27 protein-coding genes, 2 tRNA genes and 1 other annotated feature are annotated in these 25,757 nt (G+C 44.4%); of the genes, 11 read left to right on the top strand and 18 right to left on the bottom strand.

The window, feature by feature from the left end:
• Window positions 1-45: 45 nt before the first annotated feature.
• Window positions 46-267, bottom strand: a complete 222-nt coding sequence (locus LYNGBM3L_RS27100; RefSeq protein ID WP_008188939.1) for a helix-turn-helix domain-containing protein — start codon at window positions 265-267, stop codon at window positions 46-48.
• 164 nt (window positions 268-431) lie between these two features.
• Here LYNGBM3L_RS27100 and LYNGBM3L_RS47925 point away from each other — a divergent pair, with 164 nt between their 5' ends.
• Together LYNGBM3L_RS47925 and LYNGBM3L_RS27090 are read left to right on the top strand one after the other, a co-directional pair.
• A complete protein-coding gene (locus LYNGBM3L_RS47925) occupies window positions 432-818 on the top strand; it encodes a hypothetical protein (protein WP_008188938.1) in 387 nt (128 codons plus the stop codon).
• A gap of 436 nt (window positions 819-1,254) precedes the next feature.
• Entirely contained in the window at window positions 1,255-1,650 is a 396-nt protein-coding gene (locus tag LYNGBM3L_RS27090) for a hypothetical protein (protein WP_008188937.1), read from the top strand.
• A 16-nt stretch (window positions 1,651-1,666) separates the two neighbouring features.
• Here LYNGBM3L_RS27090 and LYNGBM3L_RS27085 read toward each other — a convergent pair whose 3' ends face one another.
• Entirely contained in the window at window positions 1,667-2,926 is a 1,260-nt protein-coding gene (locus LYNGBM3L_RS27085; RefSeq protein WP_008188935.1) for a serine/threonine protein kinase, read from the bottom strand.
• Between the two features lie 851 nt (window positions 2,927-3,777).
• On the opposite strand from LYNGBM3L_RS27085, the gene LYNGBM3L_RS41895 reads away from it, so the two are divergent.
• Both LYNGBM3L_RS41895 and LYNGBM3L_RS27080 read left to right on the top strand, forming a co-directional pair.
• A complete protein-coding gene (locus tag LYNGBM3L_RS41895; protein WP_131827127.1) occupies window positions 3,778-3,984 on the top strand; it encodes a hypothetical protein in 207 nt (68 codons plus the stop codon).
• 30 nt (window positions 3,985-4,014) lie between these two features.
• Window positions 4,015-5,046 (top strand): pentapeptide repeat-containing protein, encoded by a 1,032-nt coding sequence (locus LYNGBM3L_RS27080; RefSeq protein ID WP_008188934.1) that lies wholly within the window; start codon window positions 4,015-4,017, stop codon window positions 5,044-5,046.
• A 267-nt stretch (window positions 5,047-5,313) separates the two neighbouring features.
• On the opposite strand, the gene LYNGBM3L_RS27075 is transcribed toward LYNGBM3L_RS27080, so the two are convergent.
• Complete coding sequence (locus LYNGBM3L_RS27075) at window positions 5,314-6,195, bottom strand: MarC family protein (RefSeq protein ID WP_048815341.1); 882 nt, start codon at window positions 6,193-6,195, stop codon at window positions 5,314-5,316.
• A 327-nt stretch (window positions 6,196-6,522) separates the two neighbouring features.
• A complete protein-coding gene (locus LYNGBM3L_RS27070; RefSeq protein ID WP_202799269.1) occupies window positions 6,523-7,014 on the bottom strand; it encodes a cupin domain-containing protein in 492 nt (163 codons plus the stop codon).
• A 583-nt stretch (window positions 7,015-7,597) separates the two neighbouring features.
• Between LYNGBM3L_RS27070 and LYNGBM3L_RS27065 the strand changes: the two genes are divergently transcribed.
• Together LYNGBM3L_RS27065 and LYNGBM3L_RS27060 are read left to right on the top strand one after the other, a co-directional pair.
• Window positions 7,598-8,593 (top strand): AraC family transcriptional regulator, encoded by a 996-nt coding sequence (locus LYNGBM3L_RS27065; protein WP_202799268.1) that lies wholly within the window; start codon window positions 7,598-7,600, stop codon window positions 8,591-8,593.
• 188 nt (window positions 8,594-8,781) lie between these two features.
• On the top strand, window positions 8,782-9,786 hold the full coding sequence (locus LYNGBM3L_RS27060; RefSeq protein ID WP_008188923.1) for a DUF4351 domain-containing protein: 1,005 nt from the start codon (window positions 8,782-8,784) through the stop codon (window positions 9,784-9,786).
• A gap of 192 nt (window positions 9,787-9,978) precedes the next feature.
• Here the strand turns inward: LYNGBM3L_RS27060 and LYNGBM3L_RS27055 are convergent.
• The 4 genes from LYNGBM3L_RS27055 to LYNGBM3L_RS27040 all read right to left on the bottom strand — a co-directional run bounded on the left by LYNGBM3L_RS27055 (window position 9,979) and on the right by LYNGBM3L_RS27040 (window position 13,008).
• Window positions 9,979-10,051 (bottom strand) — tRNA-Ala (locus LYNGBM3L_RS27055).
• A 76-nt stretch (window positions 10,052-10,127) separates the two neighbouring features.
• Window positions 10,128-10,853 (bottom strand): HAD family hydrolase, encoded by a 726-nt coding sequence (locus LYNGBM3L_RS27050; protein WP_008188921.1) that lies wholly within the window; start codon window positions 10,851-10,853, stop codon window positions 10,128-10,130.
• A 340-nt stretch (window positions 10,854-11,193) separates the two neighbouring features.
• The gene (locus tag LYNGBM3L_RS27045; protein WP_008188920.1) at window positions 11,194-12,081 is read right to left on the bottom strand and encodes a class I SAM-dependent methyltransferase; all 888 of its coding nucleotides are present in this window, start codon (window positions 12,079-12,081) and stop codon (window positions 11,194-11,196) included.
• Between the two features lie 78 nt (window positions 12,082-12,159).
• A complete protein-coding gene (locus LYNGBM3L_RS27040) occupies window positions 12,160-13,008 on the bottom strand; it encodes a M48 family metallopeptidase (RefSeq protein WP_008188919.1) in 849 nt (282 codons plus the stop codon).
• Between the two features lie 141 nt (window positions 13,009-13,149).
• On the opposite strand from LYNGBM3L_RS27040, the gene LYNGBM3L_RS27035 reads away from it, so the two are divergent.
• Window positions 13,150-13,824, top strand: coding sequence for a response regulator transcription factor (locus LYNGBM3L_RS27035; RefSeq protein ID WP_008188917.1), 675 nt, complete (start codon window positions 13,150-13,152; stop codon window positions 13,822-13,824).
• A gap of 97 nt (window positions 13,825-13,921) precedes the next feature.
• Here LYNGBM3L_RS27035 and LYNGBM3L_RS27030 read toward each other — a convergent pair whose 3' ends face one another.
• Window positions 13,922-14,245, bottom strand: a complete 324-nt coding sequence (locus LYNGBM3L_RS27030; protein WP_008188915.1) for a (2Fe-2S) ferredoxin domain-containing protein — start codon at window positions 14,243-14,245, stop codon at window positions 13,922-13,924.
• 266 nt (window positions 14,246-14,511) lie between these two features.
• Between LYNGBM3L_RS27030 and LYNGBM3L_RS35120 the strand changes: the two genes are divergently transcribed.
• Both LYNGBM3L_RS35120 and LYNGBM3L_RS27020 read left to right on the top strand, forming a co-directional pair.
• On the top strand, window positions 14,512-16,635 hold the full coding sequence (locus LYNGBM3L_RS35120; RefSeq protein WP_008188907.1) for a serine/threonine protein kinase: 2,124 nt from the start codon (window positions 14,512-14,514) through the stop codon (window positions 16,633-16,635).
• Between the two features lie 128 nt (window positions 16,636-16,763).
• Entirely contained in the window at window positions 16,764-17,234 is a 471-nt protein-coding gene (locus tag LYNGBM3L_RS27020) for a P-loop NTPase family protein (RefSeq protein ID WP_008188906.1), read from the top strand.
• A 317-nt stretch (window positions 17,235-17,551) separates the two neighbouring features.
• Here the strand turns inward: LYNGBM3L_RS27020 and LYNGBM3L_RS47920 are convergent, their stop codons facing one another.
• The gene (locus LYNGBM3L_RS47920; protein WP_008188905.1) at window positions 17,552-18,538 is read right to left on the bottom strand and encodes a pentapeptide repeat-containing protein; all 987 of its coding nucleotides are present in this window, start codon (window positions 18,536-18,538) and stop codon (window positions 17,552-17,554) included.
• Window positions 18,531-19,271, bottom strand: a complete 741-nt coding sequence (locus LYNGBM3L_RS27010; protein ID WP_008188904.1) for a hypothetical protein — start codon at window positions 19,269-19,271, stop codon at window positions 18,531-18,533. The genes LYNGBM3L_RS47920 and LYNGBM3L_RS27010 overlap by 8 nt, the downstream gene beginning before the upstream one ends.
• A 635-nt stretch (window positions 19,272-19,906) precedes the next feature.
• On the opposite strand from LYNGBM3L_RS27010, the gene LYNGBM3L_RS49040 reads away from it, so the two are divergent.
• Complete coding sequence (locus tag LYNGBM3L_RS49040) at window positions 19,907-20,035, top strand: hypothetical protein (RefSeq protein ID WP_267872105.1); 129 nt, start codon at window positions 19,907-19,909, stop codon at window positions 20,033-20,035.
• A gap of 2 nt (window positions 20,036-20,037) precedes the next feature.
• The gene (locus tag LYNGBM3L_RS27005; protein WP_008188903.1) at window positions 20,038-20,310 is read left to right on the top strand and encodes a hypothetical protein; all 273 of its coding nucleotides are present in this window, start codon (window positions 20,038-20,040) and stop codon (window positions 20,308-20,310) included.
• Between the two features lie 375 nt (window positions 20,311-20,685).
• On the opposite strand, the gene rplL is transcribed toward LYNGBM3L_RS27005, so the two are convergent.
• From rplL to LYNGBM3L_RS26970, 7 genes are all read right to left on the bottom strand, one after another.
• Window positions 20,686-21,090, bottom strand: coding sequence for a 50S ribosomal protein L7/L12 (rplL, locus tag LYNGBM3L_RS27000; RefSeq protein ID WP_008188901.1), 405 nt, complete (start codon window positions 21,088-21,090; stop codon window positions 20,686-20,688).
• A gap of 101 nt (window positions 21,091-21,191) precedes the next feature.
• Window positions 21,192-21,758, bottom strand: coding sequence for a 50S ribosomal protein L10 (gene rplJ / locus LYNGBM3L_RS26995; protein WP_008188899.1), 567 nt, complete (start codon window positions 21,756-21,758; stop codon window positions 21,192-21,194).
• 134 nt (window positions 21,759-21,892) lie between these two features.
• Window positions 21,893-22,061, bottom strand: a sequence feature (ribosomal protein L10 leader region).
• 484 nt (window positions 22,062-22,545) lie between these two features.
• The gene (gene rplA, locus LYNGBM3L_RS26990; RefSeq protein ID WP_008188897.1) at window positions 22,546-23,262 is read right to left on the bottom strand and encodes a 50S ribosomal protein L1; all 717 of its coding nucleotides are present in this window, start codon (window positions 23,260-23,262) and stop codon (window positions 22,546-22,548) included.
• Between the two features lie 174 nt (window positions 23,263-23,436).
• Window positions 23,437-23,862 (bottom strand): 50S ribosomal protein L11, encoded by a 426-nt coding sequence (gene rplK / locus LYNGBM3L_RS26985; RefSeq protein ID WP_008188895.1) that lies wholly within the window; start codon window positions 23,860-23,862, stop codon window positions 23,437-23,439.
• Window positions 23,863-23,872: 10 nt separating this feature from the next.
• A complete protein-coding gene (nusG, locus tag LYNGBM3L_RS26980; protein ID WP_008188893.1) occupies window positions 23,873-24,490 on the bottom strand; it encodes a transcription termination/antitermination protein NusG in 618 nt (205 codons plus the stop codon).
• Window positions 24,490-24,717, bottom strand: coding sequence for a preprotein translocase subunit SecE (gene secE, locus LYNGBM3L_RS26975; RefSeq protein WP_008188891.1), 228 nt, complete (start codon window positions 24,715-24,717; stop codon window positions 24,490-24,492). The genes nusG and secE overlap by 1 nt, the downstream gene beginning before the upstream one ends.
• 682 nt (window positions 24,718-25,399) lie before the next feature.
• A tRNA-Trp gene (locus tag LYNGBM3L_RS26970) sits at window positions 25,400-25,472 on the bottom strand.
• Window positions 25,473-25,757: the final 285 nt, after the last annotated feature.

The following is a 25,757-nucleotide window of genomic DNA, read 5'->3' as shown; positions in this document are numbered from 1 at the left end:
CCGATTTGCGATTTGCGATTTCCGATTACCGGTAAATTTCCCGTTTTAGGGGTCTTGTTCATCCTCTTGATAGACTATCAAGTCCCCTGGTTGGCACTTGAGTGCTTTGCACAGAGAGTTGAGTATATCTTCGTCAATTCTAGGTAGACGGCGATGCCGTTTGAGCCTGGAAACGGAGTTAGGATGCTTTCCAATTATCTCAGCTAGGTCTTTGTTGCTGATGTTGCGCTCAGCCATGACTACTGCCAATTTCCAGTGAATTACCACTTTAGTGTTTAACCTCTTACCATACTAAACGGTCGTTACGTTTGATTGTAACCGCTCGCAGCATGAATTGTTGAAAATAATACTTCTCTAATTTTTTTTTAAACTCAAAGTGTTGACAAACTGGCCAAGATAGGATATACTATAAAAGTACGCAGTTACAGTGATTGGCAATTCCCTCGCCAGCACAAAGCGATCGCACTCTATGGCTCGACAACCTCTGTGCGATCGCTATTCCACCACCAAAGAAACAAGGTGATATATACATGGTAAACCCACGTTCCTGTCTTGATGCAGTCGCTCATGGGGGAAACCCCCAAGACCGCGCTGCATCGCTTCCAGAGCTCATCAAAGCTCCGATCTATGATGTCCCTCAGGGCAAAACCCCAGTCCGCCTCCTCGCCTGTGGTGTACCCAAAGGTGTTGAGAGTGTGATTAACCAATTGCACGTGCTTCGCTTTGCCGAAGTCATAGCGTGGACCCCGCCGATTCCTTCCCCTGTCGAGGGTGAGATCATTCGGATTCTGACTCGCTATGTTAATTTGAGGCGATAGGTTTAGGGTAAGCGTATGCGCTACGCGCACGCTACGCGAACAGCTATCAGCTATCAGCTCTCAGCTCTCAGCTAGGCTAATAGCAGCGATTAGCTTATGGGTTAGGTCACAGGCTGGAAGCCTGTGCCACAGTACTTGAGGTGCTTTTAAATAAAATAAGCTGACGGCACCTCAAGTAGCGTGAGCTAAAAGCTCACGGCTGACGGCTGACCGCTGACTGCTAACCACTGACGGCTGACCACTGACCGCTGACCGCTGACCGCTGACCACTGACAGCTGACAGCTTACTGGTCTTGAAAATTTTCTGCATAATTCTTGGTGATTAACCCGATAAGTCTATAGATACTTAGAAATCAGCTATTAGCACTCAGCATTGAGCAGCTAGTGCCTTAGCTGAATGCTTACCTTGTCAACCTTGAGAATCGGGTGTTAATCGATGTCACAGAAAAACAATACCGTTACTGGTGATCAGGCCAAACCAATTATTGTTGATACTTACCGATATCAGTCCGAATACTACCATAACCGTCACCCATTAACCAATCATCAAAGGCCAACCATTAACCGTCAAGGCTCAACCATTAACCGTCACCCAATTTCCGTCAACCGTGAAGAGCAAACCATTAACCGTCAGCCATTTATTGGTGATCCTAATGTGTTTTGGTTTTCAGAAATGGGCAGTGAGTGGAGTGCGACCATTAGAGAGGCGTGCTGGGAAACTATTAAAGAACCGATTGAAGAACAGGAGGATTTATCTCAGGATAAGAAAGGTGCTTCTACAATTGTATCAGCTTTGGCTTTATTGGGGATAATTGCTTTGGCTGTTATTTAAATAATACATGAAAATCCTAATTGTTACCGTTACGGGAATTTATCATCTGCTCTAGAAGAGCACTAACATCTTTATATTCCTGAGCGATGATATCATCTTCCGGCAGGTTTTCAATGTCGAAGTTATTCTCCAGTCTTTGCTGAATTTCTTCCAACTTTTCAATTCCCTTACGAACTCCTGGCTCTCCGCTTAGAGCTAATACGTCTTGAGCATATCTACGAGTTATTTCACTAAAGAGTTCTTCAAATTCTTTGTTTCCTTGATAGTTGTTTTGATTTTGCTCAAATAGATTGATAGCTTTTTCTAAGCTGTATAAATCTCTGTATTTTATAAGTTTATAAATTGTCAATAAAACTTTAACTTGAGCTTCAATACTAAAACTAAATATATATCCAACAATAGGTCTAAACCTATCAGTTAGACTTATTATTGCTGGAGACTCTAGTAATTTTAGCCAATCTGAGATTGACTGAGGTCTTCGCTGTTGATCTAGTTCCATACCTCTGAGAATTGCTATTCTCAATTTTTTGTTGGTGACGAAGTTTTCCACATCTTGTTTTTGAGGGTCTTTTCTATATCTTTTTAATTCATGTTCCCGGTCTCTGCTACTAACTGGTTGGCGTCCGGTTAACAAGAAATAGAAGGTGGCGGATAAGGCATAGATATCAAGTGGTGGGCCTGCTTTAAAGCGGCGTAGTTGTTGCTCGGGTGGAGCATAACGTTCCGACCATTGTCGCGTTAGCTCTATTGTCCGGTCAGGAACAAATTCCCGGGAGATCCCAAAATCAATCAGTATTGCTTCTTCAGTTCCATGTCTTACCATAATATTACTAGGCTTGACATCTCTATGAATCAACTTAACCTTATGCATTGCTGTCAAGGCATCGGCAACTTGCTGAATATATTTGATGGCTTGTTCCTCTGGAATTCCATTCCCTGGTTGAGTGAGTCTGTGTAGGTTCTCTCCTTCGATATAGTCCATCACGATGCAAGGACGATATATTGTTGGTTCATAGAAGTACTCTATGAATTTAACAATATGGTTATGGTTAAATTGGTTGAGTCGCTGCGCTTCATCTTTAAATTTTTTTTCTCTTTCGCTTCGTTGATTATCGGGTAGTTCTTCTCTTCCAATTTTTATGGCAACAATCTCTTCCTGACCATCGGGTAAGTGACGAGTAGCTTGGTAAGTCGTTCCAAAGCCTCCCTTTCCTAATTCACGTTGGATGGTATAGTCGCCGTCTTTAATAGAATCTCCTGGTTCTAAGCTTATCATTGGGTTATTTTAATTGAATTAATTGCTTTAGCTAATTTTATAGCTTGGTGGATGATTAGCGTTTTTTAACTTTAGGGTAGGACGCAGGGTAGACGCATCTTATTTTGAAATGCCTACTGGATATGAGATTCATAGGATAGGTAGTTTTGCTGATTAATTTTTGCTGATTAATTTTGAAATTTTTGTCTTGATGCAGTAGCGACTGGTGGAAACCCCCTGATTAAAGCGCTGCATTGCTTCTGAGTAAGGCTTCTATAATTTTAGATGCGTTTGCCCTGAGTGAAATACATAAATAGTTAGACCATAACAACCATCTTTTGTGGCTGTTCGGTATTACCCTAGGGTCTAAGATACTGCTCCAGCTAGATCAGCTTAGCTTAGGACAAAATAAGTTAACTTGAAATCATCTCTAAATCATCAGGTGCCTTGGGAGTATGTCACTTATAGCATTTCTCAATTGGTTGAGGTGCTTTTGTGGTGGGTTAATCGGAGCAGAGACTTCGTAACACAGAGTAGGGATGCAGCCCTATGCTGAGGGTTTCACCCTTTGGCCGACTGCATCAAGACACTGATTGTCCCTCATAAGAACGAAAAACTCTATATATAGTTGATTTTTTAGCCAACTTTGACCTGCTCCCGATGCCCTTCAGGAGCTATCCCTTGTTAAGCAGGACAAATTCCCAGGCATTCTGATGGCTAGAGCGCCACCTGCAAAATTCCACCCAAGGTACCCATCCCCCAATCTATAAGGGGGTAACAGCTGCAATACCCTTTCACCAAATTATGGGGCGCGGGCGCAGGGGGGGATACTATTTTGCTTATAGCATATTATAACAATACGCACTCATGTATTGACCAATTCAAATAAGCCAAAAGTGCTAAAACCAATCTCAACGGGAAGTTGCTCATGGGAAACCACGGCAGTTGCTCATGGTGGCAATGCCTTTTGCCAAAGCTGTATAGCTATTCCGAAGTTACCTACTCCCTACTCCCTACTCCCGCGCAACCTAGGACGAAATTACCTCTCTCAATTAAGACCTGCTATATACTGCAAATAAGATCAGGACTTTTAGTAAATAAGGATACAGGTGATTGGCTTATTAAACAAGCGTCTAAGGAATGTCTGGCTTCGTGTAGTGGTTCCCAAAAGCGAAAAGTATCTAAGCAATATCTGGCTTCGTGTAGTGCTTTCCTTCATTATTGCTTACTTCTTTCTAGTGGGATTAAGTGTATTGGAGCAAAAAATAACTAAAACGTTATTCGAACCAAAAACAACTGAAACGTCATTGGAGCCAAAGACAACTGAAACCGAACAAGTTTGCTCACCTCAAGATTCAGACGGGTTTTGTTTGGTAAAGCAACTATTGTTCGTCTCTAAAGTGCAAAATCTTGAAGGTTTCGCTCTTTTATTTGGAGCGTCTCTTTACATGCTTGAAGGTCTAGAGCGCAGAAAAAGGATAATCTATGAGGCATGGCAAATTGTCGATAATGCCGCAGGAGCAGGAGTAGCTACTAGTCATGCCAGAGTAAAAGCCCTTGAGGTTTTGAACAACTATGGTGTTTCCATGAGGGGGCTGGATGCCCCAAATGCCGATTTGATTGACATTGACTTGGCGAATGCTATACTTCATCAAGCTAGTCTCAATGACGCTGAACTTACTGGAGCTAATCTTACGGGAGCTGATCTAACTAAAGCCAATCTTGCGAGAGCTAACCTTAATACAGCCAAGCTTAGTAAAGCATTGCTAATTAGAGCGAACCTCAGTAAAACCAACCTGAGTATTACTGAGCTCAGGAATGCTGATCTCAGGAATGCTGATCTCAGTGGTGCCAACTTCATGGGTGCGGATCTCACTGGTGCAGACCTCACTAGTGCGAACCTGACTGGTTCAGATTTCAGATATGCAAAGCTCAATGGTGCAAACCTCAAACATGCGGACCTCAGTGGTGCAGATCTCACAGATGCAAACCTTAATGGTATGGACTTGACTGGTGCAGATCTAACTAGTGCTAACCTTGAAGGCATCTCTTGGAATCGACAGACGAAGTGGAAAAATGCTACAGGTTTGGACAAAGCCGAGAATATGCCCGATGCGTTGCGACAACAGCTTGGTCTGTGATCGGGAATAGGGAAATTTATGGGAAGTATGTGGTGAGATCGGGTAATTATGGGTCGATTATGTGGGGTTGCTGAATTAAGGAATGAATCCGCGATCATCTGGTTTTCTTAAAGCCCCCGTGGGTCCCCCAACTTTGCGGTGCGACCCAAGGGCGATTTACTCGCCCTAGGAGGCGCGCACCGGAAGGGACTTTTAGAGTTTTTTTCCCCCCAGAATTGGGGGGCTAGGGGGGCGAAACCATACTCAGAATCAGCAACGCCGATTATGTTACAACCCTAGAAGAAATTTCAGTGCGATCGCTTCCAGTTTCACTCCCGTCAAAATCATATCTAGTCCCAGAGCCACCTGCATCACCCCAAACACAAAACCAAGCACTCTTAGAGTGACGGGTTTGATGAGATTCAAAAGGGGATGGGCGACCAACATCACTCCTAAGTTTAGTACCATTACCACAAATAATAGCAAAAACATAGAACCGGGAGCAATTGCCATCCGTCCGAACATGGCGCTAATGGTCACCACAACAGCAATGCCATAGGGAGTTAAAATACTGGGAAAAACTAAAGGATTAATCGTTAATTTCAGAGAAGGATTTACAGGCGAGTGCTCGTTATTTTGGTGGTGATTATACTGGGATAATACTGTTCGCAGAGCCACTAAAAAAAGGATAATACCTGTTGCGATTAGCATTGCTGAGAGATCGATTTGCCAGGCTTTCAGAACATTTTGGCAAAGTAGTGCTACCGCAAAAATAACTAAGGTGGATATGCCAAACCCCCGTAAAGCAAGCTGGCGACGCAAGGCCGGATCAGCATTAGCTGTCAGCTTGACAAAGGGTACAATTAGTTTGAGCGGACCGACGGTAAGTAAAAAGATAATCAGGATATTGAATGCCCCAAATCCCTCAAAAAGTTGCTCAAACAACACTTCAGTTTTAGCATCAATCTCAGCCTTGACCGGTATAGCAGGTTGAACCCTTGATGATTCCATAGCTTGGGCTGAGATTATCGCTGTTTGCCCAGTAAAATTCCTTGCAAAGGAGGGAGATGGCGGTGTAGGGATGGTTGCTGTGGCACTGCTAAGTGCTAACATCGAGGCAAAATAAGCCGATGCGATCGCTATCCCTAGAATTCTCAACAACCTACCCATTTTCCTATCTCCCCATTCCTACAAGTAAAAAAAATGGCGTTGCTGATTCTGGGTATGGTTTTGCCCCCCTAGCCCCCCAAGCGAGGGATTGCTCGCTTGGGGGGAATAAGACTTTCTTGCGTCCCTTCCGGTGCGCGCCTCCTAGGGCGAGTAAATCGCCCTTGGGTCGCACCGCAAAGTTGGGGGACCCACGGGGGCTTGACCAAAACCAGATGATCGCGTATTCATTCCTTGATTCAGCAACGCCATTAAAGTAGGGTGGGCAACGTTCTTTTATCTACAAAACTCAAAAGAACCAAACAATTTTTGCCCACCCTACAAGATTTTCTAGCGCAACTTCATATTGCTAAACAGCTTTGCCACTGGTTCGGGAAGATTAGGTAGATGGGGTAAGTCGGGAGTCTCGGACATGGCGAGGCCCGTGAGGTTGTTATCCTTGATCAGCCTTGGAATTTCGTCGAGAGCAAAAACCATGCCCCAGTCCCGCTCTGCGTTCGCGAGACCCTTGCGATCGCCCCCCTTCAAGGAGTCAACAAACCCCTCAAAGGTTTCCTGACCTGACAGCTCGATGTAATGAGCCGGTGTATCGGTGGAGTTCCAGAAAGCATGGACAATGCCCCGTGGCTTTTGGACGTAGCTTCCCGCAGGAGCTGTGAACCTTAGTCCATCTGCACCGCCAATCTCGAACACAAGTTCACTGGAGATCACGTAGACCAGTTGATCGCAAAACTTATGGCTGTGGGGTGACAGCAAGTGACCGGGATTGATCACACCCTGCATCACTGAGAAATCACCACCCATGTCTCTGGATCGGGCCATGATTATCATGTCGGTGGCTGTCCTTTCTCCTTCACCAGGTTTCTTAAGGAGATCCTGGGCATCAAATCGATCGTTTACATTGTATTCACTCATTGTTCTACTCCTTTAATCTCGCTTTACTGAAAAATTTCTTGACTAAATTTAAAGGTGCAACCCTGTCATCAAATGCCTTACAAATGGCAAACCAATAATGCAGCTCATGGGGCACTATAATGGTTTTGAAATAGTAAGCATTCAGCTTAAGCGCTACGCGCACGCTACGCGAACAGCTAATGGGCTAACTCCCAGCGTCGAAGCCTGTGCTACTATCAGCTTTTGAATGAAAGAGCTAAGCATTCGTTTAATCTCAGTTCCCTGGCCTTTCGGCTACGCTACGGGAACGCCCAAGCTAGGAATTTATAGTCTTTGGCTTTGAGTCCGTTGAACTGATCAGTCGAATAGCTTGTTTTAAGCTGACGGCTGAGAGCTGAGAGCTGAATGCTTAAGAGCTTTCTATAACCAAATTGCCATCTTTAACAGAGGTGTGATAAGGACAATGGGCGCACCAAAACGGACATTTCGCGACAGATTGCACAAACCCGAAATGCTAGCTAGCGTGGTGGCGAGTACCGTAGCTTATGCAGTGGCACGGGGAGTGGACATGGAACAGATCACTGCCGCCACAGGACTAACCCGTACCGATCTGCTCGATCCCGATGCCCACCTGTCTCAACACCTGGTACCAACGGTATGGCGCTTACTGACCAAGGCTTACCCAGGAGAAGCGATCGCACTCCACATGGCCAGTGCTACTCCCTTCTCATACTTTGGAACACTAGCCTATGGAGCTAGATATGCTGAAAATCTCAGACAAGCGTTGCAGAACTTAGTGCGCTATCGGTCTGTGCTATCGGATCAACTGCACATCGCCCTGATTGAGTCCTCCTCAGAGGGAATTTTACAAATGCATCATCCGATGGATGCCGAGGATGGGGGTTGCGCGGCTGAAGTGGGACTAGCTTTGGGGTTGCGCTATATGCGGGAAATTCTGGGAGCGGATGATCTCCTTGTGCGCGTGGACTTTAATCACCTGCCCTTCGGACCAATCCAGGTTTATGAGGAGTTCTTTGGTACCCCAGTATGCTTTCAACAATCCCACAATGCCTTTGTCTTTCGTCAAGGGGCCCTAGACCTACCCACCAAACAGCCTGATCCGGATCTATTTCGTTATATCCAGAGCCATCTAGACCTGGTGCGAGAACGGTTAGCAGGTTCTAGTGATTCTCCGGAACTATCTAGAGTCCGTGATGCGATCGCTCACAATGCTGAACGTTCTGAATATGGTGCAGAGGCTCTAGCACGAAAGATGAACATGAGTCTTCGTGCTTTACAACGCTTGACCCAAGACCATGGTATCACCGTTCGGCAATTGTTAGACGAAACTCGTCAAGCAAACGCACAACAGTTCCTCAGTGACCCCAGACTCAGTATCGAAGCCATATCTTGTTTGCTGGGTTACTCAGAAGATCGTGCATTCCGCAGAGCCTTCAAGCGTTGGACCGGGCACACCCCTGCCGAGTTCCGGCGGAATGTTGGATAAGTATTTTAGATTTAGATATTTACGAGGCTCAGAGGCTTATGCGATCGCACTTGCCTAAGTGAGCAAGATTACTATAGACGAGCATAATCTACTATTATAGCCAATTGACCCTTCATGAAATTAAATCTAAACTAACCTGTAATCTAAACTAACCTGTAACCTGTAACTTCCGGTTTTTATTATGTGTTATGAGTTATGACAGTACCCTGAAATATTTGGTGGAACAATATCCCCAATCCTTTACCCGTTGGTTGTGGAACCAGGAACCACCAGAAGATATAGAAATTCTCAACACCGAATTAAGTACAGAACCAATTCGGGCAGATGCCTTGTTTTTTGTGCGAGTTGCTGATGCTATTTTGCATCTAGAATTTCAAACCCTACCCCAATCTGAACCTCCGTTACCCCTGCGGATGATTGATTATTGGGTGAGGTTGTATCGCCAGTATCGCTGTAAGATTGACCAGGTAATAATTTTTCTGAAACCAACCCGATTAGCGGGAGTATTTGTGAATCAATTTACCGAACCGAACCTATCCTTCCACTACCGAGTGATTCGGATTTGGGAATGTGATCCACAACCGTTACTGACAACGCCAGGGTTACTACCCTTGGCAGTGTTAGCACAAGCTGAAGTCCCAGAAACATTACTCTCCCAGGTAGCAGCCAAAATCGATATGATTGAAGATAGACAACAGCAGCGTAACCTGTCTGCTTGCGTGCAACTGTTGGCTGGGGTGAAATTTGATGAGCAGTTAATTCAAGCTTATTTTCGGGAGGATATGATGCAAGAGTCGGTGGTTTATCAACGCATTATTAGTCAAGGATTAAAACAAGGATTAGAACAAGGATTAGAACAAGGATTAGAACAAGGATTAAAACAAGGATTAAAACAAGGATTAGAACAAGGATTAGAACAAGGATTAGAACAAGGATTAGAACAAGGATTAGAACAAGGATTAGAACAAGGATTAGAACAAGGATTAGAACAAGGATTAGAACAAGGAAAGCGCAATGAGCTTAATTTAATTATCCGTCTACTTAACCGTCGCCTAGGTCAGCTCAATCCCCAATTACAGCATCAAATTGAGCAATTATCCTTTTCCCAGTTTGAGGATTTAGGGGAAGCCTTGTTGGATTTTGAAACCGAAGTGGATTTGACCAATTGGTTGAACCAGTTCAGGGATAGGTAATATGTAAGCTATCAGCTATCAGCTATCAGCGATCAGCTATCAGCTTTTGAATCAAACAGGTCAGCATTCGAATAATGCTGAGTTATGTCACAGCGTCAAAGCCTGTGCCACAAACATTAAGCCTGTGCCACCAAGCTGACGGCTGACGGCTGACGGCTGAAAACTGATAGCTGATAGCTTACCTGCTATCTATGGAGAATAGGGGATTCGAACCCCTGACCTCTGCGGTGCGATCGCAGCGCTCTACCAACTGAGCCAATTCCCCTAGTACTTTGGTTTATTACTTTTATTTATATGTTTATTCTAGCACCGGGACTAATATCCCTGTGCCCTTGTATGGTCTAGATTTCTGCTACTGGCTGAGGTGATACCCCAGAAGAGACCTGCTGCACTCGTTCTAATTCCAGCTGATTCAAATAATCCACAGTCCAGTTAGCGTGACGCTGTAGCATATGAAGGGGATAGGTACTAGCCACTCCTACCACTGGCATGCCAGCTCGCTTTGCTGCTTCAATTCCAGCCAAAGAATCTTCTATCACTAGACATTCCCCAGGTTTCAAGTTGAGGTTACCATAGGCTTGATTGAGCCGCTCTACCGCTAGCAGATAGCCATCCGGTTCCGGTTTACTAGTAGTAATATCATCACCAGCAACAATCAAACTAAAATAGTTAGCTAAACCAGCGCGATGGAGCACCACTTCTGCCTCATTCCGCAGTGCTCCAGTCACCAGAGCCATCGGTATCTGAGCACCCTGGATCTGAACCATTAAATCCTCCACACCAGGATAAATGGGCAAGGTTTCCATACTTTCTAGCTGACGTTGATAGGCAGCAGCTTTGCGGGTGATTAGCTGGTTTAAGTAATCCTCCGTAACCACCCGACCGCGACGCTTAAGTAACTCTCGCAGACAAGAGCGATCGCCTCTGCCTGTACAAACCTGTCGAAACTCTTCGGAATCCGGACGCAAATTTTCCCCAATAATAATTTCCTCAATTAGTTTTTCGTGAATCGGCTCATCATTGATTATTACTCCGTTAAAATCAAACAGAACTGCTTTCAAACTCATAAGTACCTAGAGATAAATTATGTTTATCTTGTTGATAAACATAAATAAAATAACGTTAATAAACCCTTTTTTGTTCCCCGTTCCCCCTTGCCTATCCCCTTATTTTAAGAGTAAACTTTACTAATCTTAACATTCAAGGTTAATTGTGTCCAAGTGCTTACTTGAGGTCAGCTATCAGCGTGTCGCGTATCAGCTATCAGCTTATGCGTTACCTCACAGGCTTCTAGCCTGTGCGACGCTACTTGACTTTTGAATAAAACAGGTAACCATTCATTTATCTGAGTTAAGTCTGCTGAGCGCTGAGCGCTGAACGCTGAATGCTTACTACTTGAGAAAGGCACTATACCGCTGGAACCGGCACCCCTTGTGAAGCAATTTCATCTGGAAAACTCTCCTGAGATTGAGATTCCCAAACAGCTGATTTACCTACTGGCAAAGGTTTTAGACCCTGAGTTATTTGATGGAGCCACCACCATTGCGTAGTGCGCACTGCTTCAAAACTAGCTGCACCCATCCAAGCATCAACGCTACCATTAGCGTAAGCCTTGATATAGGGTTCTTCAAAAACTTCCGTTAGCCAATTCGCCTCCCGGATCGTAGTCTGATTGCCGTCTAGAATCAAAACTTGTCCTCCCCCTTGGAGCAGTCGGAAGGATTCATGCAAAATCGACTGAGTTACCTGAGGTGGAGTTTCGTGAAACAACAGTGATGCTGTAACTAGATCAAAAGACTGATCAGCTAAACCCGTCTGTTCAGCCATACCATGAAGCCACTGAATATCCACATTAGCCTTGTTAGCTTTGTAGTCAGCCATGACCAGCATATAAGGTGATAAGTCCAGACCAATCACCTGGGCATCAGGAAACCTCTGCTTTAACATCAAGGTTGTGGAACCGGTGCCGCAGCCCAAATCCAGAATTCGTCGTGGCTTCCCTACTATACTATCAATCAACCCCTGACGCACCCAGGTTTCATTAGGGGGCAACGCATATTGGGTAATTGGGTCGTAGCTTGTGGCTGCACTTCCATTCAAGTAGCCCCCTTCAATACCATGGAAATTCTGAGTGCTGTAATAGTCAGGATAGATTAGCTCAGGGTTACGGAAGCGATCGCACTCAGCTTCCCAATCCATAGTTTCGTTAAACTGTAGCAGCTTTTCTTGATCAATCAAGCTAAAGATGATCGGGGATAAGAAACGCTCCCAAAGTGTGTCTTGATTAACTGCCATAAAAATTTAGTTAAGGAGATGTGAAACCAGATCCTAAAGGAGTATACCTTGAGGGTGATTAATCTAGCACCACACTCCTTACCGTTGCCGTTTAAGATTCCGAGCAAACCGCTCCCGACCCTCTTGCAGATTAGCAGGAATACCATTAGGGTAAGTTTTAGCAATCAGACTCTGGAGTTGTTCAATCCGATTACTAGGGTTAGGGTGAGTACTAAAAAACTCCGGTGGTTGTCCACCCTGTCGAATCGAGTTAAGGACTTGCATCAGTTCAACGATTCCCCTAGGGTTATAGCCCGCTTGTGTCATAAACCGAAAACCCAGGCGATCGCTTTCTAATTCATCCTCGCGTCCATACTTAAGGCTAACCATTTGATTAATGGCTTGGGCAAATAGTGCTGCTTGCCTACCACTTTGGGCATCATCACTGGCAGCAATACCAACAGCATTAACCAATGCTACCCCAAGTTTCTGCTTGGCCAGATGTTCTGCACCATGTCGTCCCACCACGTGACCAATCTCATGGCCCAACACCCCGGCCAGCTGCGCTTCTGTATTGAGTCGCCTGAGCATGGCTAGAGTCAGAAAAATTTGTCCCCCTGGTAAAGCAAAGGCATTCACAGTGCGGGGGTCACTCAACAAATAGAACTCAAAGGGATAAGGTGAACCAGAGGCTGCCGACTTTTTGACAATCCCCTCTCCCACTTGAGAAATATATCCTTGAAGGGCTTTATCTTGGTAAAGACCACCGTGTTGAGCCGCCATTTGTCCCCGTGCTTGTAACCCAATCACCACTTCCTGACGGGGGGAAAGTTGGATGCGCTGCTTTTCCCCAGTGACTGGATTCTCAGAGACAGTGGTAAAGTAGCTGATTAACCCAAATAAGCCGACTATGAATGCAATTCCTAAACGAAAGATTAGTCTACGCACCGATTATCTCCCAAATTTATCCATAGCAAAATACTATAAAACTATTGTTGTGGAAGATATCATGAATTGTTAGAGCCGTTATTATTTCTGTATTAGTCCTGAAAACTTACAGTTGTTTGGCCTAGACACCATCAAGCTATTATGACCCACCATATTTTAGTTGTCGAAGATGAAACCAAACTAGCCCAGTTCATTGAACTGGAACTGAAGTACGAAGGTTATGAGGTTAGTGTTGCCTACGATGGCTTAGCTGGTTTGGGAGCAGCGCGGGAATCTAATCCAGATTTAGTAATACTCGACTGGATGCTACCGGGCATATCAGGACCAGAAATTTGCCGACGCCTGCGCACTACTGGTAATCAGGTGCCGATTATCTTATTAACCGCTAAAGATGAAGTAAGCGATCGCGTTAGTGGTTTAGATGCTGGTGCTGATGACTACGTAGTCAAACCCTTCAGCGTAGAGGAATTATTAGCCAGGGTCCGAGCTCATCTGCGACGCAATCAAACCGAAGACCCCAACATCCTGCAATTTGCCGACTTAAGTTTAAACCATAGCACCCGTGAGGTCTATCGAGGTCAGCGATTAATTGAACTGACTGTCAAAGAATTTGATCTACTCGAATATCTCCTTGCCCATCCCCGACAAGTCCTTACCCGAGAGCAAATCCTCGAAAGAGTCTGGGGTTATGACTTTATGGGTGACTCTAATATCATAGAAGTTTACATTCGCTACTTGCGCCTGAAGCTAGAAGCCAACAACGAAAGCCGTCTAGTCCAAACCGTGCGCGGTGTTGGCTACGTATTGCGAGATTAGTCCTGAGTGAATCAGTCCTGAGTGCGCCAGTCCATCCCGACTCCCGACTCCCGACTCCCGACTCCCTAAAACCCTTGAAAACTGCTATACCTAATAGCTAATACCCAAAACTCATATGGATGCGGGGATGCAGTTTTGCCCTTACTAACTTACCCCCTTGGAGATGTTGTTCCACAATTACCGGTACATCTTGTGGCTTGACTCGGCAATACCAAGTCTCCTCCGGAACAATCCGCACTGTTGGACCAGAACTACACTGTCCCTGGCAAGTTGTACCAATCACGCTAAACTCAGAAAGATCAGCTTCTTCGAACGCAGCCAGCACCTCAGCTGAACCGGCTGCTAAACAAGACTTATGTTGGCACACTAAAACACAAGGCTTTTCTGTATTGGCACTGTGTTGAGTAAAATCTGTTTCCACGTTGGGTTCAGTTAATATTAAGAATTATTACTAATTTCATCATAATCATTGACTTTTATGCATAGATTAATATAATCACCCCCTAAAATGCCAAATAACTGTTTTCAGTCCTGAGTCGGTTTTGAGGAAGCACAGTCTCCTGTTATGGACAAATGAGCAATGAATAATTACCAATAACTCATTGCTCAACCATCCAATTGAATAGGACACCAGCTTAACATTAGAATGAAGACCACACTTCGAACCGAATTGTCCCTGAATCCGTCATGAATCCAAAACTCTTAAACAATCGCTACCGTGTCCTTGAGACTCTAGGTTCGGGTGGGTTCGGTGACACCTTTCTCGCCGAAGATATCCATATGCCTTCAAGACGGCGGTGTGTGATTAAGCAACTTAAGGCATTGGCCCATAATCCCAAAGCTTACAAGCTCGTCCAAGAGCGATTCCAACGAGAAGCAGCTGTTTTAGAAGCCTTAGGGGAAGGACATGACCAGATTCCGAGACTTTATGCCTATTTCTCTGAAGCCGAAAAGTTTTACCTGGTTCAAGAGTGGATTCGAGGCAATACCTTTACAACACAGGTTAGACAGGGAAAAAAATTTACTGAGATTGAAGTTAGGGAACTCCTAATTAGTTTGTTAAGGGTTCTAGAGTATGTCCACTCTCGCCGTATCATTCATCGGGACATTAAGCCAGATAACATCATTATCCGCCAACGAGATGGGGTACCAGTTCTGATTGATTTTGGTGCAGTCAAAGAAGCAATGAGTACCGTAGTCACCAACTCTGGCACCCCCCACCCAGCATCAATTATAATTGGCACTCCTGGCTATATGTCTTCGGAACAGTCAGCAGGACACCCAACCTATAGCAGTGATCTATACAGTTTGGGGCTGACAGCAATTTTGTTGCTCACGGGTAAAATACCACAGCTATTCCACACAGATGAGAGGACTGGTGAGATTTTATGGCGTCAAGATGCCCCACCCCTTTATTCAAACCTAGGAATAGTGCTCGACAAAGCGATTCGATTCCATCCACGCGATCGCTTTATTAGTGCCAGACAAATGCTTGATGCTCTCCAATCTGACCCTGCATCACCTACGGAAGCCACAGTCCCCATTTCTCCTGGTGCCCCATCAACAGCCAACAAGGGTACGGTAGCCACAGTCCCCATTTCCCCGGGTGACTCACCACCAGCCAATAAAGGTTCAGTGTCCACTATTAAAGGCCCATTACCAGTCACTGTAAAACAAAACGATAGTTACAAGGCAGTTTTAAAGGGAGGTTTAATCGGAGGCGGTATATTACTGATTGTGGTGGCATTTGGTTCGGGATTCAACAAGTTCTTGAATCCCTCTACGACCGTCCCATCCTATGATCAATCTAAATCAACATCATACCCAGACAAGCCAAGTTCTCAAGAATCGCAAGATAAAAAAGTATCATCAAAAGACCCATCACCAGAGACTATTTCATCTTCATCACAGTCCCAGACCAAGGACAAATCACCAGTAACTAAACCAGAAACACCATCATACCCATCACAGTCCCAGACCAATAATCCATCACCAGTAACTACACCAGAGACTACCGTAACTGATCCGGTCACACCATCAAACCCATCACAACCAGAGACTACCGTAACCGATCCGGTCACACCATCAAACCCATCACAACCAGAGACTACCGTAACCGATCCGGTCACACCATCATCCCCATCACAACCAGAAACTGCCGTAACTGATCCGGTCACACCATCAAACCCATCACAACCAGACACTAAGGTAACTGATCCGGTAACTACTCCCTCGATATCAAAACCAGAAACTAAGGTAACCGATCCGGTAACACCAACATCCCCATCCAAACCAGACACTACTGTAAAACCAGTTCCAGTAACAACACGGAAACCTATCACCGAACCTTCACCCATCGTAGAAAACAATACCAATAACCAAAATCTTGCTCAGCTCAAGGCTATTCCCAAATTTCCCCCAGGAACTCAGCGCAGAGCAGTGGAATATGCTTTAGGCAAGCCCACAAAAAAATCAAACGGCATGTGGAAGACTCGCGCTTTCCTTTATAAAAACGTTGTGCCCAATCAAGTAGATCTAGGATACTTGTTTGATCGAAGTTCTGGGCGTCTGCGCCAAACGGAAGTTACTTTTTCGCAATCCGTTGACCTAGAAATCATGTCACAGACCTTAGACAAGCTGCTCAGTAACAACATCTCCACTGACATTAAACAGGGGCTGAAAGATGTATATCAGCGCGAGTCTAAGACCTATAAATTTTCCAGTGGTAATAATAACCGCTTGCAGGGTGTGATTGAACGAGACGGTAGCGATCGCATTTACATTGGTGTTTGGGAAGCGGATTTAAAGTAAAAAGCAATCCTAATTACCTGAGCAAGACTCTAGTGCTCAAGGCTCCCCGCCTGATAGCTGATAGCTAAGGGTTGTTCCCTTAGCGTGCCCGTAGCGCATATGCTTACCTTTTGTCTATTTCATTTATCATGAGAAAGATACTAATATTCGGCAACTCTGGAGCGGGAAAAACTACCTTAGCCTTAAAATTGCAGGTTGAGTTAAGCTTACCCATATTAGATCTAGATACTATTACTTGGATACCCGATCTACCAGGAGTAAGACGGGAAGATGCCGAAAGCGAGAGATTATTAATCGACTTTATTCAAAAAAATCCTGGATGGATAATTGAAGGATGCTACGGTAGTTTAATTGAAACAGCCGCCAACTATTCATCCGAGATGATATTTTTGAATCCTGGAGTTAAAAAATGCCTAGAAAACAATCGACTCAGACCATGGGAGCCCCATAAGTATAAGACTCCCAAAGAACAAGAAGCGAATTTTGAATTTTTACAAACCTGGATTAAAGACTACTATTCACGTGATGATGAATATTCCTTTAGCTGCCATGATAGACTATTCAAAAGTTTTAGCGGCAATAAAATAGAAATAAATTAATCATGGGTTCGCGTAGCCTCGGCTGTGGCCGTAGGCCACGCTGCGCGAACGCCGAATCCCATTCTCTAATGCTAGGATTGTCTAACACCCTTTTTAGGATTTTATCACTCCCTCGAATTATGTCTTAACTAATTATTTTCAGGAGTAGACAGTAGACAGAATTGCTGAAGTCATCATAAGAATCCAGAATTTCTGGGGAGCGCTCCATCCCTACTCCCTACTCCCTACTCCCTACTCCCTACTCCCTACTTCTGCGCCACCTAGGACAAAAGTACCTCACCGAATTTAGAAATGTGATAAGTGCTAAATAGTTGGGTTTAACTAAAGCACTTGTCCGACATCCCTTTGATTAGAGAATATAATTTTTGTTGTGCATCATAACGATTCAAATAAGCCTGATTATTAAGATTTTTAGGGCTGCAATAGTAGTTAGGTAATGGCTGAATTTGGGAATATTGATTTTGATAAGATTGGCCGAGTAACCTATCAGCTAAAATAATAGAAGTAGCTTTATAGAAACGGGATGCAAAATCTTTATCTTGCTGTAGCTTTTCCTGCAACTTATGCCGACAAATTGACCAAACTACTGAGTCATTTATAGCGGTAACAGTAGCGGCAGGTAAACTTCGTTTTAGAAAAGACATTTCCCCTACTACTTCACCTCCCGATAATTCAGCAATATCTCTGCCCCCAACTGAAACTGTAAACTGTCCGTCCAACACTATATACAGTGCATCAATCTCTTTCCCTTCTTCGATAAGCGTAGTATCAGCAATAATTTCTTTCTTGCTGCCTGTAGCAATCATCCATTCTACATCCTTATCACTCAATTCCTCTATCATCAAAATAGTTTTTTTGATACCCTGCTTCCAGAGCGCTTCTACATTATGTAATTTTTCTGTAGGAAGCAAGAATTCTTCAGAATCATCAAAAAAAATTGCCCCTTGAGCCTTGAGAGCAGATATAATATCCTCAGTAAGCCCTGAATTATTACCAAATTGAGCGTTGTCTAAAATAGCATCATTAAAGTCAGCACCGGTTAGATTGGCATTCCTAAAATCAGCACCAGTTAGATTGGCATTCCTAAAATTCGTTCCCCTTAAATCAGCATTATTCAGATTAACGTTTTCTAAGTTAACCCCGCTTAAGTCAACTCTAGCCAAGTCTTCATAAAGATTTAGTTCAGCTATCTCCGCCAGTTGAGAAAAATTAGTAGTGTTAGCGCCTTCAACACTTCTGATGAATTCTTCCAACTCCTGGTTGAATTTTTCGTTAGTCACCGGTTTAGATTGTTCGTTAGTCATACTTTAGTACCACTTTACTTAAATAAGGTTTTAATTGGTGCTCTAGAATCAGTAAGGCAATCTTTCTATCTAAGACTACACGTTCTTCCCGACTAATTTCGGGAGACCACAACCCTTCAGCTCCAGTCACATGAACATCTGGTTTAAAAACTTCAAAGGTAGCTTCTATGTAGCACGGCTTTGCCATTACATCTATTGTTCCCAGCTCGACTTCCTTGAGTAATCCTTTAAACACGGGTTGACCCGTTTTTACCTCAAAAACCCAAGCTGGAGTTTCCTCTGACCCCTTCGTTGTGATCTGATAGTCAATGAACTGAAACCCATCTGTTGTCCCTCCTGTATTCTTTTCACCATGGTTAGCTTTAACTCCAGGTTGATTTTTATCCCAAGAAGCCTCGACTTTACTGTGATTTTCCTTACTCTCTTGCTGCTTCCTCTGTTTTTCAACAGCAGGCTCAAATGAGCCACTGAAGTTACGAGCTTCCAAAGGTATCTTGCCATTTTTTAGCCTTAGCCTGAGTTCTCCACCTTTGAGTCCGAACCTAACTCGACCCAATAGCATCTGCAGCCACTGTTCATTAAATTGAATAGTCAGGTATAGCTTTAATTGCTCTCTATCGCGAGATGAAAAAATCCCTGTCGAGACTGGCTCAACTTTAAGCTCCATCGTCAGACAGTCTGGAAATTTATTTTCCTCTGGTAGGATAAGCGGTGTCGATTTTCTTTGTAACATGCTAAATTAGGATAGAGAGGTTCACAGTTTACTGGCAAAGCAACCCTAAGGCTTATAGGCAAACGAGTGAATCGTTACGTTTGCAAAGAATTGCTTCTAGGTTACTGATGACAGCGACCTCTGCTCGAATAGTTTCAGCAGAAATGCACGTAAAATCTAGTTAAATGTGAAACACACGGCACAAAGAGCATCTCACGTTTAGCTGAAGAAACCGATACAGCTTTACATAAATGATCTGAACTGATCTATTAGTTCAAGTGCGGTTAATCACTTCCAAAATAGTCTATAGATTGTTGGGTAAGCGTAATCAGTAATGGGTAATCCTCAACTACCAATTACCAATTCAAAATCACCAAATACAAATTACCAATTCCAAATTACCTGATTTCGGATATGATAATTAGTCAATCAGAGATGATATTATATTTCTTGAGTGATATATTTTCTTAGCCAGAGACGCGCTACCCTGAGCTTATAATCCTGAGCATATAATCAGATGCTTTGCCCTGAAATGATAAATTCTAAGACTTGGCTGACTAATCTTATAATTTTCCCTAATAATCATTATTATCGATTTAGTTAGATAAAGGTGTGATATAAATCACATCAACCGGTGAAGTTAATTACTGCATGAGGTGACTGGATTCACTGACTGGATGGAGTTATTGAAATCAGCGTCTTCTCAAGCCCTAGGCGGGATTCCCCCGAAGGCGATGCTATGCGATCGCATCACCGTTGAGCTGGCTTGTCACCCCCTCAACTGAAAATGAAACGGGCAAGATGCCCGTTCCACAAAACTATTCAAATCATTCCATTATTAAGCAAGGCCAAAAAGTTGAGCTGGCTTGTCACCCCCTCAACCGAAAATCAAACGGGCAAGATGCCCGTTCCACAAAACTATTCAAATCATTCCATAAAATCAAACGGGCAAGATGCCCGTTCCACAAAAAACAAGATGTCCGTTCCACAAAAAAAAGGAGCCGATTGCGTCGGCTCCCCAAAAATCGAGGTTGATTCAACTGAGCTCAAGTCTGGTTAATCACTTACCAAATAGTCCCTAATCTTCAGCTATCAGCTTAAGCGCTACGCGCACGCTACGCGAACAGCTTAAGCGCTACGCGCACGCTTGGCCTTGGCCGTTGGCCACGCTACGCGAATGGCCACGCTCCGCGAACGCGAACAGCTTTCAGCTATCAGCTTATGCGCTATGGGCACGCTACACTAACAGCCATTGGCTGTAGGCTCAAGCTACTTGAGGTGCTTTTGAATAAAATAACCATGATAGCTGACCGCTGTTCGCGTAGCGTGGCCTACGGCCAATCACTGACGGCTGACGGCTGACCGCTGACCGCTGAATGCTTACATTACCCGAGAAGGGATATGATGATTAGTCAACCAGACATGATGGTAGATGTTACTTGACGGTAACTTTAGCACCAGCCTCTTCCAGTTGCTTCTTAGCGTCTTCAGCCGCCTCTTTAGCAATGGCCTCTTTAATCGCTTTAGGAGCAGATTCCACCAACTCTTTGGCTTCTTTGAGACCCAAACCAGTGATTGCTCGCACCACCTTAAGTACAGCAATCTTCTTATCAGAGGGGAACTCTTCTAGAACCACATCAAATTCAGTTTTCTCTTCCTCTGGCTCAGCCTCAGCAGCTCCAGGAGCACCAGCCATAGCACCAGGCATCATCATCATACCGCCAGCAGGAGCAGCAGCGCTGACACCAAAAGCCTCTTCGATCTGCTTAACTAGCTCAGAAGCTTCTAGCAGAGTGAGAGATTTTAATTTTTCGAGAATTTCATCAGTTGTAGCAGACATTGATATAACTCCTTTTAGGTGAATTGTTTAATTTGTTGAGTGTTGTACTTAACTCTTGTAGTTGAGTGTTGTACAAATCTCAGAAGGGGGAAAACCGAGTACTAGCTGTTGCCTTCTTCCTTGGCAGCAACCCCTTGGATGCATCGACCCAAAGAAGCTGGCACCTCGTTAATACTACGACCCAAGGAGGCTGGTACCTCATTAATACCGACAGCAAGTTTGGTAGCGATAGAATTAATCGCTCCAGCAACTTGCGCGATCAGTTCCTCCTTAGAAGGCAAGTCAGCAATTGCCTTAACTTGCTCTTCATTCAAGGCTTGACCTTGCATCACGCCGCCGCGAAATTCAGTCTTCTTGGCGGTTTTCTTAAACTCCTGGTAAGCTCTGATGGCACTACCAACATCGTCTTTGACCAGGAGAAAGGCTGAAGTACCACTGAGGAATTCTGTCATTGGCCGCCAGTTTTCGTCTTCTTCCACCGCAAGCCGCATGAAGGTGTTTTTGGTCACCTTGCAAATCGTGCCAGTGGGACGCAGACGATTCCGTAAATCGGTAATTTCAGCAACCGACAGCCCCTGGTAATCAATAACTACAGCCAACTGAGACTCACTCAAGGTTTGCTTGAGCTCCGCCACAATTGTCTTTTTTTCGTCAAGTGTTCTACCCATTTTGTTAAGTGTTAATTGGTTAATTGTTCATTGAAAATAAATAAAAATAAATAAAAATAAATATTATTTATTTTCAATTGACTCTCAACCAAGAATGATAAGTATTCAACCGTCGATGATCTCACTGATAACAAATAACCAAACTAAAACCCCGGAGACTTGGCCGGGGTTAAGGGTCGTATCATTACCGCTATAGAACTCACTGTAGGATCAGTGCCTGGGCAGATGATACATAGTACTTTAACCTCGGCAGGATATTAAGCTAGTTACTCCTGCTGTCTTCAGCGCAAGCCTTCTTCAATTTTCTAGTTTTTGAACTCTCCCCGCTTTGAAAAGACGGGGATTCTGAGCGGATGTCGTTGCGCGGTTTAAAACCGCGCTCCACTAAGCTCACGGTCTGATCTAGAAGTTAATCTAGTATATCGTTGCGGCAGATTCAAAACTGCCCTACCTCCCTGGCCGTAGGCCACGCTACGCGAACGGATTAACATAGAAGTTAACCTGTGGATTTACTTTTCATTTAAATAACTTTCGGAGTGGTTGTACCAAACAAATCAGGGCAATAAATCACTACTTTTTGCTGCATTACTTGCCTGTTCCATAGTCGTAGGATCAACCCCGTCTCTTACTGGCTGGAATCTCACCATACTAGCAAAAAATCAACGTAACCAACCTTATTCTTACTCGTAATTCTATTTTAACACGATAGCCGGGATTTATCCCGGCGCGATCCCTGGCCACCCAATAAATTAGTAGGTGGCTAACTCTCGCTCGTCAGTGTTCTGTTTTAAGCGGCACCCTCAAGCTTGAGTTCACGCAGAATAGCAATGTCCACTTCAATCGATGGACCCATGCTGGCAGACACATATAAAGTGCGCCAATACCGACCTTTTGCGCCAGATGGGCGATGGCGGTCGATAGTTTCCTGCAAAGCTTTGAGATTCACCAGTAAGTCTTCGGGGCTAAAGGATACCTTACCAAACATAACATGAACAATGCCAGTACGGTCAGCCCTAAATTCTAGTTTACCAGCTTTGAATTCTTGAATTGCCTGAGCTATGTCATTAGTAACTGTACCACCTTTAGGAGAAGGCATCAAGCCCCGTGGTCCGAGGAGACGACCTAATCTGGCTACTTTGGGCATCATGTCCGGCGTAGCAATTAGCCGGTCAAAATCCATCATCCCGTTTTGAATTTCTGCAATTAACTCCTCAGAACCGGCAATGTCTGCCCCTGAATTAGTAGCTTCCGAGACTTTTTCACCCCGAGCAATCACTGCTACTCGTATCGTCTGACCTGTTCCCTTCGGTAAAGCTACTGTAGTGCGCAGTTGCTGGTCAGTATACTTTGGGTCAATTCCTAAGCGAATATGGGCTTCAGCCGATTCCGAAAATTTGGCGGTGGCTGTTTCTTTGAGGAGTTTGAGAGCTTCTATGGGTTCATAAGGTCGCTCTTCAACCTTCTTTTTTAGTTCTTGTAATCGACGCGATGGTTTCTTGGGCATTTAGATCTCCTGGGGTACTTAGCGAAGTAAAACTCCTCCCCCTCTATGGTTTACTTTAAGACATTGGAGTTGAAAGTTGAAAGTTGAAAGTTGAAAGTTAAAAGTTGAAAGTTGAAAGTTGAAAGTTGAAAGTGTAAATTCATCCTTCATCCTTCACTCTTTCTATGCATCCTTCTAATCGGTTATGGCTACACCCATGTTTCTAGCTGTGCCTTCCACAATTTTCATTGCCGCTTCTATATCATTGGCATTGAGGTCAGGCATTTTAGTTTGGGCGATTTCTTGCAGCTGGGAGCGAGTAAGGCTGCCAGCTTTAGTGCGGTTGGGTTGTGCTGAACCTTTCTCAATGCCAGCAGCTTTCTTAATCAGTACAGATGCTGGTGGAGTTTTGAGGATAAAGGTAAAGCTTCGATCCTCAAACACTGAAATTTCTACTGGTATCACCATACCAGCTTGATCAGCAGTTTTGGCATTGTACTCTTTACAGAATGCCATAATATTGACCCCGTGCTGACCGAGTGCTGGTCCGACGGGGGGAGCTGGGTTAGCTTTCCCAGCTGGGAGCGCTAACTTAATCAATGCAACAACTTTTTTAGCCATGATCTAGGGTCTAGCTTGTTTTTTCAATCTGATTGAACTCCAATTCTACTGGTGTATCCCGCCCAAAGATCGAGAGTAACGCTTTGAGTTTGCTCCTTTCGGGGCTAACTTCAATCACTTCCCCTTCAAATCCTTTAAACGGACCAGATAGCACAATGATTTTGTCCCCTACTGCCAGATCTACTTTGACAATCGGCTCTTGCTCTTCGGCTTGCTTGAAGATCCGCTCCACTTCGCCAGGGCTGAGGGGTACGGGTTTAACATGTCCCCGTCCACGCCCGTAGCTGCGTTTTTGTTCTGCCCCAACAAAATTAATCACATTTGGTGTGTTTTTGACAACTTGCCAAGCTTCATCATCCATCACCATCTGGACTAACACATAGCCGGGGAAAACTTTTTCTTCGCTGTGTTGCCGAGAACCATCCTTACGGATTTTAACCGTAGGTGTTTGGGGAATCTGCACTTTCAAAATCCGGTCCCCTACATCCATGGTTTGGATACGCTGTTCCAAGTTCGTTTTAACCCGTTTTTCACAGCCAGAAGCAACCTGGACTGCGTACCAACGTGAACCTGCAGGTTTTGATACCTGTTGATCGAAATCTTGGGATTCGTCTGCAGCAAAACTCATCAAAATACCTGTCCTGATGCCCAGGAAAATAAACCATCTACCAAGTAAATTATGGTGGCAGACAGAATGACCATCAACAATACCGCTGCTGATTCGCTAATTAACTGTTGCCGAGAAGGCCAAACGACTTTAGCGAGTTCTTCTTTGGTTTCGTTGAAGAACTTACCTAGGTTAAACCCAGATTCAGTTTCTTTAGTCTCTGGTTCAGCTTTTGTTTTCTTCGCCACAACTTCTCCTTTCCCCCATCAACGCATTGACACTCCTCGTGAATAACGCAGCGAGGATTCTTGCTTCTCCGGGAGTCCAACGACTTTACCCTCCACAAGCATACACCGTCTGCCCGGCGGCGTTTGGAACGGTGCGACCCGTGGCGAATTAAATTTGCCAAACGGAAAGCCCACCGAAAGATATTTATTGAATTCTCGTGCTACGGCTTCCAAATTTATACAAGATTTAGGATTTTTGCTACCAGGGTTCCGGATCAGAAGCTGTCCGCTAGACCTACTACGCTTTTTATATATGCGCTTTACCGCTAGGTCTAATTATAACTCAAAGCCCTCCGTTGAAGGATGGGGCTTTAAACCCAAAATTTGTCTACCATGGTCGGTGCTTAGTGCTATGTGCGTATGTTGCTGAGTTAATCCAGCCAGGGATTAGAAGACACAAGTGGGATTTACAGGTGTCAATTTCCTGCTCCTTGCGTCAGCAATAGTCTAGCTGGTAGGATCCCTGCCACAATAATCCACTAGTCCTGATGGTTGAGTCAAACTCTGCTACTCAGCCCCCTCAACTGACGGACTACCACTGGATTTGCTCAGGTAAACCCTGGCATAGCACAGGTGCGACCCCTGGAGAATTTAATTCGCCAAGTAAGAGCGCACCTAACTTTTGTATTCTACCAATTTTGAGCGCGCCCTGGAGGACTCGAACCCCCGACATCAGGTTTTGGAGACCTGCGTTCTACCAACTGAACTAAGGACGCAGATGGAGTAGAGAGGTAGAGGTTAACCGATACTTTTTAGCTACCAAAATCTACCAAAAGCAAATTCTGTATCGCCAATGCAAGATGCTTTCACATCCAGGGGGTATCTCCCAAAGCTCTGACGGAATATCCCGCGAGCGCCAATAAAAATGTCAACAAAGTTGGTTCCACCGTATGGATATAGCGCAACTATTAAACCCTTGGTTTTCGGCTTTAATTTAAGTTACATAATAATCCCTGTCGGTGTTACCCTAATTTAAGTCTAACAAATAATAAAAGTTTTTG

It is taken from the genome of Moorena producens 3L (assembly GCF_000211815.1).
Lineage (GTDB): Bacteria > Cyanobacteriota > Cyanobacteriia > Cyanobacteriales > Coleofasciculaceae > Moorena > Moorena producens.
Note: the sequence above shows the minus strand (reverse complement) of the source record. Positions and strands in the feature narration are given on the sequence as shown.